At 56.7% G+C, this 16,484-nt stretch carries 18 protein-coding genes; all 18 read right to left on the minus strand.

Annotation, left to right across the window (positions count from 1 at the left end; genetic code table 11):
* Window positions 1-6: 6 nt before the first annotated feature.
* Window positions 7-804 carry a type III pantothenate kinase gene (locus INR77_RS10425; RefSeq protein ID WP_223070997.1) on the minus strand — a complete coding sequence of 266 codons (798 nt, stop codon included), beginning with the start codon at window positions 802-804 and terminating at the stop codon, window positions 7-9.
* Window positions 804-1,556, minus strand: a complete 753-nt coding sequence (locus INR77_RS10430) for a biotin--[acetyl-CoA-carboxylase] ligase (protein ID WP_255573736.1) — start codon at window positions 1,554-1,556, stop codon at window positions 804-806. The genes INR77_RS10425 and INR77_RS10430 overlap by 1 nt, the downstream gene beginning before the upstream one ends.
* Window positions 1,557-1,559: 3 nt before the next feature.
* Window positions 1,560-3,038, minus strand: coding sequence for an NADH-quinone oxidoreductase subunit NuoN (gene nuoN, locus INR77_RS10435; protein WP_223073521.1), 1,479 nt, complete (start codon window positions 3,036-3,038; stop codon window positions 1,560-1,562).
* 2 nt (window positions 3,039-3,040) lie between these two features.
* Window positions 3,041-4,585: an NADH-quinone oxidoreductase subunit M gene (locus INR77_RS10440; RefSeq protein ID WP_223070998.1), complete on the minus strand. Its 1,545-nt coding sequence runs from the start codon at window positions 4,583-4,585 to the stop codon at window positions 3,041-3,043.
* 12 nt (window positions 4,586-4,597) lie between these two features.
* On the minus strand, window positions 4,598-6,592 hold the full coding sequence (gene nuoL / locus INR77_RS10445) for an NADH-quinone oxidoreductase subunit L (RefSeq protein ID WP_223070999.1): 1,995 nt from the start codon (window positions 6,590-6,592) through the stop codon (window positions 4,598-4,600).
* A 7-nt stretch (window positions 6,593-6,599) separates the two neighbouring features.
* Window positions 6,600-6,908, minus strand: a complete 309-nt coding sequence (gene nuoK / locus INR77_RS10450; protein ID WP_223071000.1) for an NADH-quinone oxidoreductase subunit NuoK — start codon at window positions 6,906-6,908, stop codon at window positions 6,600-6,602.
* A complete protein-coding gene (locus INR77_RS10455; protein WP_223071001.1) occupies window positions 6,905-7,528 on the minus strand; it encodes an NADH-quinone oxidoreductase subunit J in 624 nt (207 codons plus the stop codon). The genes nuoK and INR77_RS10455 overlap by 4 nt, the downstream gene beginning before the upstream one ends.
* A 45-nt stretch (window positions 7,529-7,573) precedes the next feature.
* Window positions 7,574-8,062 (minus strand): NADH-quinone oxidoreductase subunit NuoI, encoded by a 489-nt coding sequence (gene nuoI / locus INR77_RS10460; protein ID WP_223071002.1) that lies wholly within the window; start codon window positions 8,060-8,062, stop codon window positions 7,574-7,576.
* Window positions 8,059-9,198 (minus strand): NADH-quinone oxidoreductase subunit NuoH, encoded by a 1,140-nt coding sequence (nuoH, locus tag INR77_RS10465; protein WP_255573737.1) that lies wholly within the window; start codon window positions 9,196-9,198, stop codon window positions 8,059-8,061. The genes nuoI and nuoH overlap by 4 nt, the downstream gene beginning before the upstream one ends.
* Entirely contained in the window at window positions 9,195-9,386 is a 192-nt protein-coding gene (locus INR77_RS10470; RefSeq protein ID WP_223071003.1) for a hypothetical protein, read from the minus strand. Before INR77_RS10470 ends, nuoH begins: the two co-directional genes overlap by 4 nt.
* Entirely contained in the window at window positions 9,383-11,398 is a 2,016-nt protein-coding gene (nuoG, locus tag INR77_RS10475) for an NADH-quinone oxidoreductase subunit NuoG (RefSeq protein WP_223071004.1), read from the minus strand. The genes INR77_RS10470 and nuoG overlap by 4 nt, the downstream gene beginning before the upstream one ends.
* A complete protein-coding gene (locus tag INR77_RS10480; RefSeq protein WP_223071005.1) occupies window positions 11,398-12,114 on the minus strand; it encodes a hypothetical protein in 717 nt (238 codons plus the stop codon). The genes nuoG and INR77_RS10480 overlap by 1 nt, the downstream gene beginning before the upstream one ends.
* A complete protein-coding gene (gene nuoF, locus INR77_RS10485; RefSeq protein WP_223071006.1) occupies window positions 12,111-13,403 on the minus strand; it encodes an NADH-quinone oxidoreductase subunit NuoF in 1,293 nt (430 codons plus the stop codon). Before nuoF ends, INR77_RS10480 begins: the two co-directional genes overlap by 4 nt.
* Window positions 13,393-13,593: an RTA1 domain-containing protein gene (locus INR77_RS10490; RefSeq protein WP_223071007.1), complete on the minus strand. Its 201-nt coding sequence runs from the start codon at window positions 13,591-13,593 to the stop codon at window positions 13,393-13,395. The genes nuoF and INR77_RS10490 overlap by 11 nt, the downstream gene beginning before the upstream one ends.
* 88 nt (window positions 13,594-13,681) lie before the next feature.
* Complete coding sequence (locus INR77_RS10495) at window positions 13,682-13,822, minus strand: hypothetical protein (RefSeq protein ID WP_223071008.1); 141 nt, start codon at window positions 13,820-13,822, stop codon at window positions 13,682-13,684.
* A 6-nt stretch (window positions 13,823-13,828) separates the two neighbouring features.
* Window positions 13,829-14,497 (minus strand): NAD(P)H-dependent oxidoreductase subunit E, encoded by a 669-nt coding sequence (locus INR77_RS10500; protein ID WP_223071009.1) that lies wholly within the window; start codon window positions 14,495-14,497, stop codon window positions 13,829-13,831.
* A complete protein-coding gene (locus tag INR77_RS10505) occupies window positions 14,497-15,708 on the minus strand; it encodes an NADH-quinone oxidoreductase subunit D (protein ID WP_223071010.1) in 1,212 nt (403 codons plus the stop codon). Before INR77_RS10505 ends, INR77_RS10500 begins: the two co-directional genes overlap by 1 nt.
* Window positions 15,705-16,472, minus strand: coding sequence for an NADH-quinone oxidoreductase subunit C (locus tag INR77_RS10510; protein WP_223071011.1), 768 nt, complete (start codon window positions 16,470-16,472; stop codon window positions 15,705-15,707). The genes INR77_RS10505 and INR77_RS10510 overlap by 4 nt, the downstream gene beginning before the upstream one ends.
* Window positions 16,473-16,484 lie beyond the last annotated feature (12 nt).

Below are 16,484 nucleotides of genomic sequence, written 5' to 3' on the forward strand. Positions count from 1 at the left end.
TGGCGTCTAGCTTGATGCCTGCTTGGCAAGGATCGCAAGACCCTCAATCGTCAAATCAGCATCAACTTCGTCAAAAATATCGGTCGCCTCATCGAACAGGATCGCGAGCCCACCAGTGGCGACGACCTTTGCAGGGCGACCGATCTCGGCCTTCATGCGCGCCACGATCCCCTCCATCATTGCGACATAGCCCCAGAAAACACCAATGAGCATTTGGTCTTCGGTGTTGCGTCCAATCACGCTCTGGCTTGCTGGTGTTTCAATCGCGATACGGGGAAGCTTTGCGGTTTTACCCACCAATGCATCGAGCGATAAATTGATCCCAGGTGCGATGGAGCCGCCCTTATAGGTGCCGTTGAAATCAACCGCTTCAAACTTGGTCGCAGTGCCAAAATCGATCACGATCAAATCGCCGCCGTATTTGTCATGGGCTGCCAGAATATTGAGCGCGCGATCCGCGCCAAGCGAGCTTGGTTGATCAACGTCGGCTACAAACGGCCAGGCCGCAGCGCCTTCGCCAGCCTTAAGCGGTGTGAGATCGAAGTACTTCTGACTGAGAACGGTCAAATTGTGGTCAGCGCGCGGCACAACCGAAGCGTAGATAATCTGGTGAATGTCCTCGCGCGCGACACCTTCAATATTGAGGAGTTGTAGAAGCCACACCGCATATTCATCTCCCGTGCGGCGCGGGTCGGTAGCAATCCGCCAACGAGCCCGTGGAGGTGTCGTGTACCCGCCATCCCCATCTGGATCGAACAGGGCAAAAACAACATTGGTGTTTCCGACATCAGCCGCCAGCAGCATTAGCTATTCCCTTGAGTAATCATCGACACGTCTCCTGCGTGGATAGTGCGCAACGCGCCGTTCGCCAAGCGCAAGAGCAAAGCGCCATCTTCATCGAGGCCCGCAAAGACCCCTGTCACAGCCTCATCGCCCGGACCAACCGACAATTGCGAGCCAATGGGGTGCGCCACATTTGTCCAGTCATCAAGCGTTTGCGCAAGTGGCTGTTCACGCCATTGCATAAGGCGGGCTGCAAATGCGTCTGCGAGGATAGACAAGACAAGACCGGGGTTTCCGCCGTGCTTGCCGTTTTCGTAAAGAATTGAGGTGGTTTGACGGCCTGGCACCTCCGGCGCGTAGCAGACATTGACACCGATACCGACCACGACGCTGGCGCCTGTTCGTTCGAGCAAAATACCCGCAATCTTGTCGCCTCTTACCAGAGCGTCATTGGGCCATTTGAGCATGATTGGCGTATTGGCAAACAAGGAGCGCCGAAGCGTATCGGCAACCGCGAGCCCGGCCACGAACGAAAGGGTATGCGCAGGCGGATCGCCATCACGCAGAGAAACCAAAGTGCTGCAAAACAGGTTGCCTTTCGGGCTTTCCCATTTGCGTCCAAGCCGCCCGCGACCGCCTGTTTGCCGCTCAGCCTGAAGCCAATAACCCTCGGCTAAGTCCTCTCCGCTCCCCAAGCGTTGCAGCAGGTCAGCGTTGGTGGACCCGGTTTCCTCAACAACCTCGATCGTCGGCGTTTGAATCAATTCACCCAAAACTTAGACCGCAAGGAACAGTGCGCTTGCTGCCTTATTGGCGAGGTCAGTGAGCGAGCCAGTCAAAAGGTAACCCAACGGCGAGATGATCGCAGCCGTAATCGCCAGCAGCACCCAATGCGAAGTTTCGCTTTTGCCTGTGGCAACTCCGGCAGGCTCATCAAAGAACATGACCTTCACAAACTTGATGTAATAGAACGCGCCGATCACACTTGCCGCAATCGCTATGGCTGCGAACACGACGAGGTTTGCATCCACAACAGCCTGGAACACGACAAATTTGCTGTAGAAACCAAGCAGCGGCGGAATGCCAGCAAGGCTGAACATGAAGAGCAAAAGCGCCCAAGCGATGGCTGGCCGAGTCACGGCCAAACCTGCAATGTCGCCAAATGTTTCGTAAAGGCTGCCATCTTCACCGCGAAGCATCAGGAGCGCGGTAAAGCTGCCGAGGCTCATCACAACGTAGATGAAGAGATAAATCAGCATCGAGCTTGCGCCTGCAGGCGTGGCAACCGCGAGGCCAAGCAGGATGAAGCCGACATTGTTGATCGACGAGTAAGCGAGCAGACGCTTCAGATTGTTTTGACCGATAGCACCAAGCGCACCGAAAACAATCGAAGCCAATGCCGTGAACATGACGATCTGCTGCCATGCGTCCACCTGACCACCGAACACCTCGAAAACAACGCGAGCAGTGAGAGCAACGGCGGCAACTTTCGGCGCAGTTGCGAAGAAAGCTGTGACCGGAGTTGGCGCGCCTTCGTACACGTCCGGCGTCCACATATGGAACGGAACTGCTGCGATTTTGAAGGCAAGACCTGCCATTACGAAAATGAGGCCAAACAGCTGCCCGGTCGAAAGGTCGCCTTCAAGCCCTGCGCGAACGCTGACGAAATCGGTGCTTCCGGTGAAGCCATAGAGCAGGCTCATCCCGTATAGGAGGATGCCCGATGCAAGCGCGCCAAGAACGAAATATTTCAGACCCGCTTCAGTTGAACGCACATCTTTGCGCAGGATTGCAGCAAGCACATAAGCGGCGAGCGAATTCAGCTCCAGCCCCATGTAAAGCATCATGAAGTCGGACGCTGACACCATGATGCTCATGCCCAACGTCGCAAAAATCACCAGCACCGGATATTCAGCGCGAAGCCCGCGCTCGCTTACGGCGGCGGGCCCGTTGAAGAAGGCTGGCGCCACGACAAGCGCACCGATCCCGGCAAGGTAAATCAAGGCCTTGGAGAACAGAGCAAAGCTGTCGATCTTGAGCAAGGTACCAAATGCGTAGCTGTCCGGACCGTCCACTCCAAAGTGAAGACCCGGAATTGTGAAAAGACCAGCGGTAAACAAGGTCGCTGCAGCGAGGATCGACGAAAGGCGCGCAGCCTTGTCGCCAACCCATGCGGCGACGAGCAGAAGCACTAGGCCAGCGCCTGTGAGGATGAGCTCAGGAATAACGAGAGCGAAAGAGGATTGGAAATCCAGCATCAGTGCGCGCCCTCCCCTTCGTGCCCCTCGAACTCCATGGCATTGGCCGCCTCATCCAGAGGAGCACCGCTCTCAAGAGCTGCATCACTGGCAGGAGCAGCAGCGGCAAGCTGTGCATCGAGCGCGGCAATATCGGCGCGCATTGGGGCCAGGAAGCTTTCCGGATAAACGCCCATCCAAAGGACAACGGCTGCGATTGGAGACATCATAATCCATTCGCGCGCCGTGATGTCTTTCATAGCAGCAGCGTCGGCGTTCTTTTGGCCGCCAAAGGCCACGCGGCGGTAAAGGTAAAGCATATAGGCTGCGCCCAGAATAATGCCGGTGGTGCTCACGAGCGCCACGAGGCTTGAAGTTTGATAAATGCCAGCAAGCGAAAGGAACTCGCCCACAAAACCGCTTGTGCCCGGAAGACCGATTGAAGCCATCGTGAAGAGCAGGAAGAACAGCGCGTAGTAAGGCATATTGATGGCTAGGCCACCGTAACGCTCAATCTCGCGGGTGTGGAGCCGATCATAAATAACGCCAACGCACAGGAACAGCGCGCCTGAAACGAGGCCGTGCGACAACATGACGATCATCGCGCCCTCAAGCCCTTGAACGTTGAAGGCGAACAGGCCCACGGTCACAATCGCCATGTGCGCAACCGATGAATAGGCAATGAGCTTCTTCATATCCGCCTGAACCAGCGCGACCAGTGAGGTGTAGACAACCGCGATCATCGAAAGGATGAAAACGAACCATGCGAAATCTGCCGACGCATCGGGGAACATCGGCAGGCTGAAACGGATAAAGCCGTAACCGCCCAGCTTCAGCAAAACGCCCGCGAGAATGACGGAGCCAGCAGTCGGCGCCTGAACGTGAGCATCGGGAAGCCAGGTGTGGAACGGCCACATGGGCACTTTCACCGCAAAGCTCGCAAAGAACGCGAGCCACAGCCATGTCTGCGCACCGCCGGGGAAGTCGTATTGCATCAGCGTCGGAATGTCCGAGGTGCCTGCTTCGCTCACCATCCAGAACATCGCGATCAGCATCAGCACCGAGCCGATCAGCGTGTAGAGGAAAAACTTGTACGAGGCGTAGATGCGATTATCGCCGCCCCACACACCGATGATGAGATACATCGGGATCAGGCCCGCCTCAAAGAAGATGTAGAAAAGGAAGAGGTCCTGCGCTGCAAACGTGCCGATCATGAGCACTTCCATAAACAGGAAGGCCGCCATGTATTCTCCCACACGCTTTTTGATCGCGTCCCAGCTCGCCAGAATGCAAATCGGCATCAGGAATACGCTGAGCATGATGAGCATTAACGCAATGCCATCAATGCCAAGGGCGTATGAAAAGCCGGCGACAAGCTCATATTTCTCTTGGAATTGCCATTGCGCGCCGCCAATTTCGTAATTGGTCCAAAGCAAAACGCCGAAGCAGAATGTCACGAGAGTCGCGCCCAAGGCGATCCCACGCGCGGCGGCTCCTGCAAACAAACAGGCAATGGCTGCCGTAAGAGGCACCAACATCATGATGGTGAGGATAGGAAGGTCCATCGCTCTGTTCCCCTAGAGCAGCACGTAAGTGACAGCGGCGATCAGCCCAAGGAGCATGATCAACGCATAGGTGTAGAGATAGCCTGACTGGATCGTCTTGGCTGCGAGAGAACCGCGCTGGACAACAGCAGCGATGCCGTTGGGGCCAAAGCGGTCGATGGTGCCGATGTCACCCAGTTTCCAGAACTGGCGACCGAACCAGAAGGCCGGTTTTACAAAGATAGCATCGTACAGCTCGTCGAAATACCATTTGCGGAACACGAAATTGTGCAGCCAGCCAAAGGTGCCGACAAATTTTGCGGGAATGTCAGGCTTGGCAATGTAGGCGACGTAAGCCCCGATGAAGCCCAATACCATCACCACGAAAGCGGAATACTTAACCCAATAAGGCACCGCATGAAGCGCGTGGATCAGATTTTCATTGTAGAAAATCGAACCCGCCCAGAAGGCTGCATCGTCGATAAAGCTCGGCGCAAATACCTGCCCTGCAAGCACGGCCCCGGCTGAAAGCGTGACCAGCGGGATAAGCATGGCAATCGGGCTTTCATGCGGGTGATAGCCACCGGTTGTGTCTTCGCCTGCTTCAGCGGGTGTCTTGTGCACGGTGTGCTGAATATGCTCGCTCTCGATCCAGCGGGGTTTGCCCCAGAAAGTGAGGAACATCAGACGCCAGCTGTAGAAGCTTGTGAGAAGCGCCGCGGTGACACCTGCCCAAAAAGCAATCGTGCTGGTGGTAGTACCGCGCGCAAAGGCTGCTTCGAGGATTGCGTCCTTCGACCAGAAGCCTGCAAATCCGGCACCAAGGTGATAAACACCAAGACCCGTGATCGCGAGCGTGCCCAAAAGCATCGCTACGAAGGTAAGCGGAATGTGCTTACGAAGTCCGCCGTAGTAGCGCATATCCTGCTCGTGATGCATCGCATGGATGACTGAGCCCGCGCCAAGGAACAGCAATGCCTTGAAGAAAGCGTGGGTGAACAGGTGGAACATCGCCACGCCGTACGCACCGATGCCAGCGGCAAAGAACATATAGCCCAGCTGCGAACAGGTTGAGTAAGCGATCACCCGCTTGATGTCCCACTGCGTTGTGCCGATGGTCGCTGCGAAGAAGCAGGTGGCTGCTCCGACAATGGTTACAATCATCAAAGCGGTAGGAGCCGCTTCGAACATTGGTGACAGGCGGCAGACCATGAACACGCCCGCGGTCACCATGGTCGCTGCGTGAATGAGAGCGGACACAGGTGTCGGCCCTTCCATCGCATCGGGAAGCCATGTGTGAAGGCCAAGCTGTGCCGATTTACCCATCGCTCCGATAAAGAGCAGGAAGCACAGAATATCCATCGTCGGCAAACGCATTCCAAGAAAGCCGATGGTCGAACCGCTCATGCCAGCGGATGCGGAGAGGATCTCAGGAATAGAGGTGGTCTGGAACACCAGGAAGGTGCCGAAAATTCCCAGCATAAAGCCAAGATCGCCCACACGGTTGACCACGAAGGCCTTGATTGCGGCAGCGCCCGCAGATGGCTTTTTAAACCAGAACCCGATGAGCAGGTAAGAGGCAAGACCCACCCCTTCCCATCCGAAGAACATCTGCACGAGGTTATCGGCGGTCACCAGCATGAGCATGGCGAAGGTGAAGAGCGAGAGGTAAGCAAAGAAGCGCGGTTGATCCGGGTCTTCTTCCATATAGCCCCAGCTGTACAGGTGCACGAGCGCCGAAACCGAGTTAATCACCACGAGCATAATCGCGGTGAGCGCATCGACGCGAAGCGCCCAGTCAAAGCTCATCTCGCCCGACTGCACCCATTGCAGAACGGGAACGACTTCGGCTGTGTTGGCGCCTGTCAGAAAGCCGATGAAAATCGGCCAGCTGAGCGCCGCTGACAGAAACAGGGCGCCCGTCGTGATCGATTTGGCAATCGTGTTGCCGAGCATCCGGTTGCCAAGCCCGGCAATGACCGAGGCGATCAGCGGGGCAAAGACGATGATAAGGATTTGCGTGTCCATGGTTCGCTTATCCCTTCATCCGCGCGGCATCATCGACCGCAATCGTGCCTTGGCGGCGGTAGTAGATCACAAGGATTGCAAGCCCAATCGCGGCTTCAGCAGCCGCCACGGTCAGCACCATCATGGCGAAAATCTGCCCAACGAGGTCACCCATAAAGGCACTGAAAGCGACCAGATTGATGTTCACCGCGAGCAGAATAAGCTCAACCGACATCAAAATGACGATCACGTTCTTACGGTTCAGGAAAATGCCAAGCACGCCCAGCACAAACAGGATCGCACCGACGATCAGATAATGCTCGATACCGATGGTCATAGCTCGATCCCCTTGCCCACTTCTGGGTTCTTCATTTGGGTTGCCTCTTCGGGACGACGCGCGATTTGTTTGCCGATGTCTTGCTGAGCGCGGGATCCTGGAGGCGGCGCCTGGAATGTCAGCACAATCGCCCCGATCATCGCGACCAAAAGGATAATCCCAGCAATTTCAAACAAGATGATATAGCGGCCATAAAGAAGCGCGCCGAGCGCTTCGATATTGGATGCTCCGGCTCTTGCGACAGCGGCGCCATCAGGCGTGCCGAGATCAACCCCGCCCGCTCCATAAGCGCCAAGGCCAAGGCCCAACTCCGCCAGCAATACCAATGCCAGCGCGATGCCCAGTGGGAAGTTCTTGATAAAGCCTGCGCGCATGGCGGCAAAGTCGATGTCGAGCATCATCACCACGAACAGGAACAGCACCGCAACCGCGCCAACATAAACGATGACGAGCAGCATGGCGATAAATTCCGCGCCCACCAATACCATCAGGCCTGCCGCGTTGAAAAACGCGAGGATGAGCCACAGCACAGAGTGCACCGGATTGCGCGACATGATGACCATCACCGCGCTCGCGATGACGATGCCTGCGAACAGGTAGAAGGCTAAAGCTTGTATCATGATCCCTGTTTTTCCGTCCCGCCTGTCAAAGGCTTGGACGCGCCCTTAACGATAGGGTGCGTCCGCTTCAAGATTGGCTGCGATAGCCCGTTCCCATTTGTCACCATTTGCGAGCAATTTTGCCTTGTCATAGAGCAGTTCCTCGCGCGTTTCGGTGGCGTATTCGAAGTTTGGCCCCTCGACCACGGCATCCACCGGGCAGGCCTCCTGACAAAAGCCGCAATAAATGCACTTCGTCATATCAATGTCATAGCGCGTAGTGCGGCGAGAGCCGTCTTCGCGCGGCTCGCTCTCAATCGTGATCGCCTGCGCCGGACACACCGCCTCACAGAGTTTACACGCAATGCAGCGCTCTTCGCCGTTAGGATAACGCCGCAGAGCATGTTCACCGCGAAAGCGCGGGGAGAGCGGCGATTTTTCGAACGGGTAGTTGATCGTCACCTTGGGCTTGAAGAAATACTTCAAGGTCAGCGCATGGGCTTTCAGGAATTCCCAGAGGGTGAAGCTCTTAAGGAGCTGTGTTGTGGTGGTCATGATGCAGTTCTCACAGCTGGGGCCGGAACCTCAACAGCTTCAACGATTTGATCGGGGGTAACAGTTGCCGGCTCGACCAGCGGCGCCGGGCCGGTGAAATGGCCGGTTGCCATCAGATAGCCGCTGATCGCTGCAACAAAGAGAAGGCTCATCGGCAGGAACACCTTCCAGCCAAGCCGCATCAGCTGGTCGTAACGGTAGCGCGGTACGGTAGCCCAGATCCAGCTGAACAGCAGGAAGAAGAAGAAGGTCTTCAAGAGGAACCAGATAAAGCCCGGCACATAGTAGAGCGGTGCCCAATCGATCGGGGGCAGCCACCCGCCCATGAAAAGGATCGTGCACAGCGAGCACATCAGAAGGATGTTCGCATATTCCCCAAGCCAGAACAGCGCAAAGGCCATCGAGGAATACTCGGTCTGATAGCCTGCAACGAGCTCGGACTCAGCCTCTGTCAAATCGAACGGGGCACGCGCTGTTTCAGCCAGCGCCGAGATGAAGAACACCACAAACATCGGGAAAAGCAGCGGGTTAAAGAAAAACCCGTTGACTATGCCAAGGCCATGTCCGCGCTGTGCCTCAACTATGCCGGAAAGGTTGAAGGTCCCCGCCCAAAGAACAACACAGACAAGAATAAAGCCGATAGAGACCTCGTAAGAGATCATCTGCGCAGCAGCACGCATCGCGGAGAAGAATGGGTATTTCGAGTTCGAAGCCCACCCGCTCATCACCACGCCGTAAACGCCCAAGGAGCTGATCGCGAGGATGTAGAGCAGGCCGACATTGATGTCTGCGAGCACAACGCCGTCACCAAACGGGATCACCGCCCATGCGGCAAGAGCCACGGTAAAGGTGATGATCGGCGCAAGCAGGAAAATGCCTTTGTTGGCAGCGCTTGGAATGATCGTCTCTTGCAAGAACACTTTAAGCCCGTCGGCAAAGCTCTGAAGCAGGCCAAACGGCCCCACTACATTGGGCCCGCGCCGAAGCATAATCGCGCCCAGCACCTTGCGGTCGACATAGATCACCATGGCAACCGCCAGCATCACCGGCAGAGCGATCAAAAGAATGCCCGCCATAGTGGCGATGAACCATGCCCACTCATAAGGGAGGCCCAAACCTTCAAAGAACGCGGTCATTGCCGAGCCTCCAAATACACATCAAGCCGCGTCATCAACGCCGCAGCAATCAACAGCCAGCTGCCGTAGAATAGATTATCAATAACTGGCCCATTTGTGGCCACAGTCGCACCGATGGCGATCACAAAGAACATGATCAGGAAATGAGGTGTAAATCGCGCAATCGTGCGCGTGAACGCATCGCTCATTCCGCTGCCTCCTTCATCTCTTGCGTCTGAAGCAGTTCGGCCGAACATTGCTGCATCACAGCCGATGCACGGGCGATTGCATTGGTGAGGTAGAAATCCTTGACCGGATAGGCGCTGATGACGCCTTCGGCCTTGGCCTTGCTATCCGCTTTCGGAAGCGCGCCGTAATCCGCGAGATCCTCTTCACCCAAAGCAGGAACTTCGGCGATCATCGCACCTTGAAGCTGCGCAAAGCTGTCAAAGCCGACGTTCACGCCAATCGCATCGGCAAGCGCGCGCAGGATCGTCCAATCTTCGCGAGCATCGCCGGGGGCAAAGACTGCTTTTTCAGCGAATTGCACGCGGCCTTCGGTGTTGACGTAAGTGCCGTCTTTTTCGGCATAGGAAGCGGCAGGCAGAATGATATCCGCATTGTGCGCTCCACGATCGCCGTGGTGGCCGATATAGACCTTGAGGCTGTCCGCAAACGGCTCGTAATCCATCTCGTCCGCGCCAAGGCTGAAGAGCACTTTGGGTTTCGCTGCCGCGATATCCGCCATGCCGCCTTCTTGCGCGTAACCGAGCATCAAGCCGCCCATGCGAGCTGCGCTCATGTGGAGGACGTTGAAGCCGTTCCAATCGTCTTTCACGAGGCCGAATTTATCGACGAGCTTAAGGCAAGCACCCAGCGCACCCGCTGCGAGCCCTGCGCCGCCAAGGATGACCGCTGGACGTTCGGCTGCCTTCATGGCGTCACCAAGAGCTTTCGGTGCACGGTTCAGAACCTTGAGGTCTTCGCCGAGGAACTCTGCCGGATAGGTCGTTTCCCATTCAGGGCCCACGACAAACACCTTAGCCCCCGATTTTACTGCCTTGCGAATACGAGCATTCACAAGCGCCGCTTCCCAACGGATGTGCGAACCGACGATCAGGATGCAATCCGCCGTTTCAATCCCTGCGAAAGTCGAGTTGAAGTTTACCGCCGCCAAGTTCGAGACATCATAGGTCATGCCGGTCTGGCGACCTTCGAGAAGGGTTGAACCGCAAGCCTTGAGCAAAGCCTTGGCCGCAAACATCGTCTCGCAATCAACCAGATCGCCAGCGACCGCCGCAACGGAGGATTTGTCAGCCTCAAGAGCGCCCGCGATAGTCGAAAACGCTTCCGACCAATCAGACGCCGCCAGCTTCCCGTCCTTGCGCACAAACACACGGTCGAGGCGACGCTTGGTCAGGCCATCGACCTGATAGCGCGCTTTGTCCGAGAGCCATTCCTCGTTCACATCATCGTTGATGCGAGGAAGCGCGCGCATGACTTCTCGGCCCTTGGAGTGAAGCGAAATATTCGCGCCAACCGCATCGGACACGTCGATGCTCAGCGTGCGTTTCAATTCCCAAGGGCGAGCCTCGAACGCATAAGGACGCGAGGTAAGCGCACCCACCGGGCAAAGGTCGATCACGTTTGCGCTCAGCTCATGTTTCGCAGCCTGCTCAAGATAGGTCGTGATCTGCATATCTTCGCCGCGATAAAGCGCGCCGATCTCGTCCACGCCCGCGATCTCTTCAGAGAACCGCACACAGCGCGTGCAGTGAATGCAGCGGGTCATCACCGTCTTGATCAACGGCCCCATGTACTTTTCAGTCACCGCGCGGCGATTTTCTTTCGTGCGCGAATTGCCGCGGCCATAAGCCATTGCCTGATCCTGAAGATCGCACTCACCGCCCTGGTCGCAAATCGGGCAATCCAGCGGGTGGTTGACGAGCAAAAACTCCATCACCCCTTCGCGTGCCTTTTTAACCATCGGGCTGTCGGTGCGAATTTCCTGACCATCTGTCGCTGGAAGCGCGCAAGACGCCTGAGGTTTAGGCGGCCCCGGCTTCACTTCGACAAGGCACATCCGGCAATTGCCCGCGATGCTGAGGCGCTCGTGATAGCAGAAGCGCGGAATCTCTTTCCCCGCTTCCTCACACGCCTGCAAAACGGTTGCCCCTTGTGGGACTTCGATTTCCTGGCCGTCTACGGTTACCTTAGGCATTAGTCTTGCCTCTCCAATTCTGTCGCCTGATGCAGCGTGCGGTAGAGACCAAAAGAAAGCAGCGCTCGAAGCGATGATTTGTCAAATTTGGCCTCAACCCCTTCGGTGATGCAGGGGCCAAGATGGGGCGCGATCGCTTGAATTGCCGCCGTTTCGCCTTGCGAGGCGGGCTCTGATTCGATCAACGCCGCGATTGATTGCGGTTGGGACTGCGCCATACACATTCCCAGAGATTCGCTCGCGTTACGAGGGCGCATGACGGGATTGCCCCAATCCTCAGGCGAAAGACCGGAGATCATCTCAACGTAATCTTGGCCGAAATCCTTCTCGAAAAAGTACTCCGAAAATGCGCCAACCATTACGCTACTGTCATATCCGATTTGCAGAGTGCCAAAGTCAGAGAAGCAATCCTGCGTACGGGCCTCACCCCACTTCACTTTCGGCATGAAATCGTCGGTAGCTTCGATTTGCTCGCGGCTGCGATAGGGCAATTCCAAAACGTCGCGCGCTTTTGAACGGTCGAGTGAAGCAGCACAGCGCAGATAGGCGTTGACTGCCGGGCGCGGCGAATCCGCCTGACGCGGGTCATATCGCTTCGTAAGGCCTTGTTCGCCCCTGCTCACTCGTGAGCCAATGGGAGGATCAGCCAGCGCGGTGGTCGCACCCAAGACGGTCACTGCAAACGCAAGAGTTATGGTCCTCACAGGACGCATCATTCTGCAGCCTCCCGGAACTGTGCGTTGTGCTCCTCAATCCGGCGCTCCAGCTCAGGGCGGAAGTGGCGGATGAGGCCCTGGATTGGCCACGCCGCTGCATCGCCAAGCGCGCAGATTGTGTGGCCTTCGACCTGCTTGGTGACTTCTTGGAGCATATCGATCTCTTCGATCTCGGCATCGCCTGTGCGAAGCCGCTCCATCATGCGCCACATCCAACCAGTGCCCTCGCGGCACGGGGTGCACTGGCCGCAGCTCTCGTGCTTGTAGAAGTAGCTGAGGCGAGAAATCGCGCGGACGATATCGGTAGACTTGTCCATCACGATCACACCAGCGGTGCCGAGGCCCGAACCCAGTTCTTTGAGCCCGTCGAAATCCATCGGCGCGTCCCAAATCTGTTCAGCGGGAACCAGCGGAACCGACGAGCCACCGGGAATAACCGCAAGCAGATTGTCCTTACCGCCGCGAATGCCGCCGCAATGCTTCTCGATAAGCTCGCTGAAGGGGATGCTCAGCGCCTCTTCGACCACGCAAGGCTTGTTCACATGGCCGCTGATCTGGAAGAGCTTGGTGCCCTTGTTGTTCTCACGACCAAAGCTTGCGAACCAAGCCGCCGAACGGCGAAGGATCGTAGGCACCACCGCGATACTTTCAACGTTGTTCACCGTCGTCGGGCAGCCGTAAAGGCCAGCGCCCGCCGGGAATGGCGGTTTCAAGCGCGGCTGACCCTTTTTGCCTTCAAGGCTTTCGATCATCGCGGTTTCTTCGCCGCAGATATAGGCGCCCGCGCCCCGGTGCATGAACACGTCAAAGTCATAGCCAGAGCCGCTGGCGTTCTTGCCAATCAGCCCAGCGTCATAGGCCTCATCAATTGCCGCCTGAAGCGTTTCCGCCTCGCGGATGTATTCGCCGCGAATGTAGATATACGCCGCGCGCGCTCTCATAGCGAAACCGGCAACCAGCGCGCCTTCGATCAGCTTGTGCGGATCGTGGCGGATAATCTCGCGGTCTTTACACGAACCCGGCTCAGATTCGTCGGCGTTGATAACGAGGAAGCTTGGACGCCCGTCCGCGCTTTCTTTTGGCATGAACGACCATTTCAGACCCGTAGGGAAGCCCGCACCGCCACGACCACGCAGGCCAGAGGCTTTGATCTCTTCAATGATCGCATCCTGCCCACGCTCGATCAAAGCCTTAGTGCCGTCCCAATCACCGCGCGCCTGCGCGGCTTTAAGGCCCCAGTCCTGGAAGCCATAGACATTGGTAAAGATGCGGTCCTTATCAGCCAGCATCGGTCATATCCCTTCGTACCGCCCGGTTTTTCCGAGCCAATTTCATTTGTCGCAGCGTTAAAACCTGAAACACCAGACCTGCTATCATCAAGGCAATGCCAATCTCGCGCTCACCCGTTGGCGCGAGGTAAGCGCCTGCACCAAAACAGACGAGCCCTGCCAGCATGAAGAAAAGAGTGCTGCTGCCCATCATTTGTCCTCCAGCGTTTTCGCGTTGACCACGAAAAGCACCACGGTGAACGCGAGGAACAGGCCGCCAATTACGATCCACACTGCCATCAGCCGATCACTCCTTGTTGCCAGAGGAAAGCGGTCACTCCGATCACAAACACGATCGCCATTACGCGCATCAAGCCCATCAACACCTTATAGGCGATGAAGGCCAGGCCAAGCGCAAGGATGATCGAAAGCACGTCCATTTGGACTTACCAATCCCCTCGATAATCGTGATTGGCGTCGACCATTTCTTTCAAAGTGGTCGGGCCACCCGAAGGCTCAGACGTGTGACGACCAGGCTCCTGAGTGCCAGCCTTTGGCGTTTCACCAGCAGCCAGCGCGTCGAGCACTGCGTCGAGGCGCTCAGGCGTCAGGTCTTCGTAATTGTCATCGTTGATCTGTACCATGGGAGCGGTCGCGCAATTGCCCATGCACTCCACCTCAGTCAGCGTCCAAAGACCGTCTTCGGAAACTTCACCAAACTTCATGCCGCGTTTCTTGCACGCGCTGATGATGTCGTCCGACCCGCGCAGCATACACGGCGTCGTGCCGCAAACCTGCACGTGATATTTTCCGACCGGCTTCATATTGTACATGAAGTAGAAGGTCGCGACTTCGAGCACGCGGATGACCGGCACGTCGATGTATTTGGCGACGTATTCGATCACCGGGAGCGGGAGCCAGCCTTGCGTATTGGTCTCCTCGCCCACCTGCCGCTGCGCGAGGTCGAGTAGCGGCATAGTCGCCGACTTCGCCCGTCCTTCGGGGTATTTGGCGATGTGGTAATCGGCCTTTTTCTTATTCTCTTTCGACCACTCAAAAGAGCCCCAACGCGCGCGCAGTTCAGGGGTGTCGGGTGCGGGTGTACGGTCAGCCATTAGCGATCGCACTCCCCAAACACGACATCGATTGCGCCAAGAATTGCGGTCGCATCGGCCAGCATATGTCCCTTGCTCATCATTTCCATCGCTTGAAGGTGCGAGAATGCCGTTGGGCGGATCTTGCAGCGATAAGGTTTGTTCGTGCCATCGCTGACGAGGTAGACGCCGAATTCACCCTTGGGGCTTTCGGTGGCGACGTAAACTTCGCCCTCGGGCACGTGGAAGCCTTCGGTGTAAAGCTTGAAGTGGTGGATCAGGCTTTCCATCGATTGCTTCATCTCGCCGCGCTTAGGCGGCGAAACCTTGCCATCAGTGCTCGCAATCGGGCCTTGAGGCATATCGCGCAAACACTGCTTGATGATCTTGGCGCTCTCGCGAACTTCCTTTACGCGCACCATGAAGCGGTCGTAGCAGTCCGAATTGGTGCCGACGGGAATGTCGAACTCCATCCGGTCATAGACTTCGTAAGGCTGCGACTTGCGCAAATCCCACGGAATGCCAGCGGCGCGGATCATCGGGCCTGAAAAGCCCCATGCAATCGCATCATCACGGCCCACAACGGCGATATCGACATTGCGTTGTTTGAAGATGCGGTTGTCCATCACGAGGCTCATCGCGTCGTCGAACAATTGAAAGAACCGGTTGTCGAGCCAGTCGCCAATATCAACCAGCAGCTTTTCCGGCACATCCTGGTGAACACCGCCGGGGCGGAACCACGCCGAGTGCATCCGCGCGCCGCTCGCCCGCTCAAAGAAGTTGAGGCAATCTTCGCGAAGCTCGAACACCCAAAGGTTTGGCGTCATCGCGCCCACATCCATGACGTGAGCACCGATATTCAGCATATGGTTGCAGATGCGGGTAAGCTCGGCAAACAGAACGCGAAGGTATTGCGCGCGCTCTGGAACTTCGATGTTCAGAAGCTTTTCAATCGCCAGCACATAAGAGTGCTCCTGACAAAGCGGCGAACAATAATCCAAGCGATCAAAATACGGCAGCGCTTGCAGATAGGTCTTCTGCTCGATCAGCTTTTCAGTGCCGCGATGGAGAAGCCCTACGTGCGGGTCCACCCGCTCAATCACCTCGCCATCAAGCTCCATCACCATGCGCAGAACGCCGTGCGCCGCAGGGTGCTGCGGCCCGAAGTTCAGCGTGTAGTTCTTGATGACTTCGCCGTCATTAGTTGGCGATTCTTCGATTTGGACGCTCATTTGCTGCCCTCCTCATCATCGATCTCGAATTCGACCATATCAGGCGGGACAGCATCAGTGCCTTCAGCCGCCTTCTCTTCCGCATCTGCGCCAGCACCCGTATCAGCAGGTGTCTCAGTCACTTTTGGCTTGTCCACGTTGGGCGCGCCTTCGGCTTTTTCGTCGCCCGGCAGCACGTAATCGGAACCCTCCCAAGGCGAGAGGAAGTCGAAGGTGCGCATATCTTGCGCGAGCTCAACAGGCTCAGACACAACGCGCTTTTCCTCTTCGGAATAACGCAGCTCAGTGTAGCCGGTCATTGGAAAGTCTTTGCGGAACGGGTGCCCTTCAAAACCATAGTCGGTGAGAATACGGCGAAGGTCTTGGTTGCCTTCAAACACAACCCCATACAGGTCGAACACTTCGCGCTCCAACCAACCGGCATTGGGCCAAAGCGTTGTAACCGTCGGCACGGGAGTCTCGGCGGTCGCTGAACACTTCACCATCACGCGGTGGTTCTTGGTAAGCGAGAGAAGCATATAGACGACTTCGAAGCGCTCTTCGCGGTCGGGATAATCAGCGCCCGCAATTTCCATAAGCTGTTGATACTCATGATCCTCTTTTAAGGATTTGAGCACCGTTGCAACTTCGTCGCGCTTGGCCGTCAGGATAATCTCGCCATGCTGCTCAGCAGCGCCGTCGAGCCATACACTCAAGGATTCGCCAAGCGCGTCCAAGACACCATCATTGGAGGCATATTTGGGGGCGGAGTGAAGAACTGTCACGGGGTCTAACTC

It is taken from the genome of Erythrobacter sp. SCSIO 43205 (assembly GCF_019904235.1).
GTDB lineage: Bacteria > Pseudomonadota > Alphaproteobacteria > Sphingomonadales > Sphingomonadaceae > Erythrobacter.

What these genes read in the sequence shown, in the direction of transcription:
- INR77_RS10425 (WP_223070997.1), bottom strand. Translation starts at nt 804, where the DNA reads ATGCTGCTGGCGGCTGATGTCGGAAACACCAATGTTGTTTTTGCCCTG.
- INR77_RS10440 (WP_223070998.1), bottom strand. Translation starts at nt 4,585, where the DNA reads ATGGACCTTCCTATCCTCACCATCATGATGTTGGTGCCTCTTACGGCA.
- nuoL (WP_223070999.1), bottom strand. Translation starts at nt 6,592, where the DNA reads ATGGACACGCAAATCCTTATCATCGTCTTTGCCCCGCTGATCGCCTCG.
- nuoK (WP_223071000.1), bottom strand. Translation starts at nt 6,908, where the DNA reads ATGACCATCGGTATCGAGCATTATCTGATCGTCGGTGCGATCCTGTTT.
- INR77_RS10455 (WP_223071001.1), bottom strand. Translation starts at nt 7,528, where the DNA reads ATGATACAAGCTTTAGCCTTCTACCTGTTCGCAGGCATCGTCATCGCG.
- nuoI (WP_223071002.1), bottom strand. Translation starts at nt 8,062, where the DNA reads ATGACCACCACAACACAGCTCCTTAAGAGCTTCACCCTCTGGGAATTC.
- nuoH (WP_255573737.1), bottom strand. Translation starts at nt 9,198, where the DNA reads ATGACCGCGTTCTTTGAAGGTTTGGGCCTCCCTTATGAGTGGGCATGG.
- INR77_RS10470 (WP_223071003.1), bottom strand. Translation starts at nt 9,386, where the DNA reads ATGAGCGATGCGTTCACGCGCACGATTGCGCGATTTACACCTCATTTC.
- nuoG (WP_223071004.1), bottom strand. Translation starts at nt 11,398, where the DNA reads ATGCCTAAGGTAACCGTAGACGGCCAGGAAATCGAAGTCCCACAAGGG.
- INR77_RS10480 (WP_223071005.1), bottom strand. Translation starts at nt 12,114, where the DNA reads ATGATGCGTCCTGTGAGGACCATAACTCTTGCGTTTGCAGTGACCGTC.
- nuoF (WP_223071006.1), bottom strand. Translation starts at nt 13,403, where the DNA reads ATGCTGGCTGATAAGGACCGCATCTTTACCAATGTCTATGGCTTCCAG.
- INR77_RS10490 (WP_223071007.1), bottom strand. Translation starts at nt 13,593, where the DNA reads ATGGGCAGCAGCACTCTTTTCTTCATGCTGGCAGGGCTCGTCTGTTTT.
- INR77_RS10495 (WP_223071008.1), bottom strand. Translation starts at nt 13,822, where the DNA reads ATGGACGTGCTTTCGATCATCCTTGCGCTTGGCCTGGCCTTCATCGCC.
- INR77_RS10500 (WP_223071009.1), bottom strand. Translation starts at nt 14,497, where the DNA reads ATGGCTGACCGTACACCCGCACCCGACACCCCTGAACTGCGCGCGCGT.
- INR77_RS10505 (WP_223071010.1), bottom strand. Translation starts at nt 15,708, where the DNA reads ATGAGCGTCCAAATCGAAGAATCGCCAACTAATGACGGCGAAGTCATC.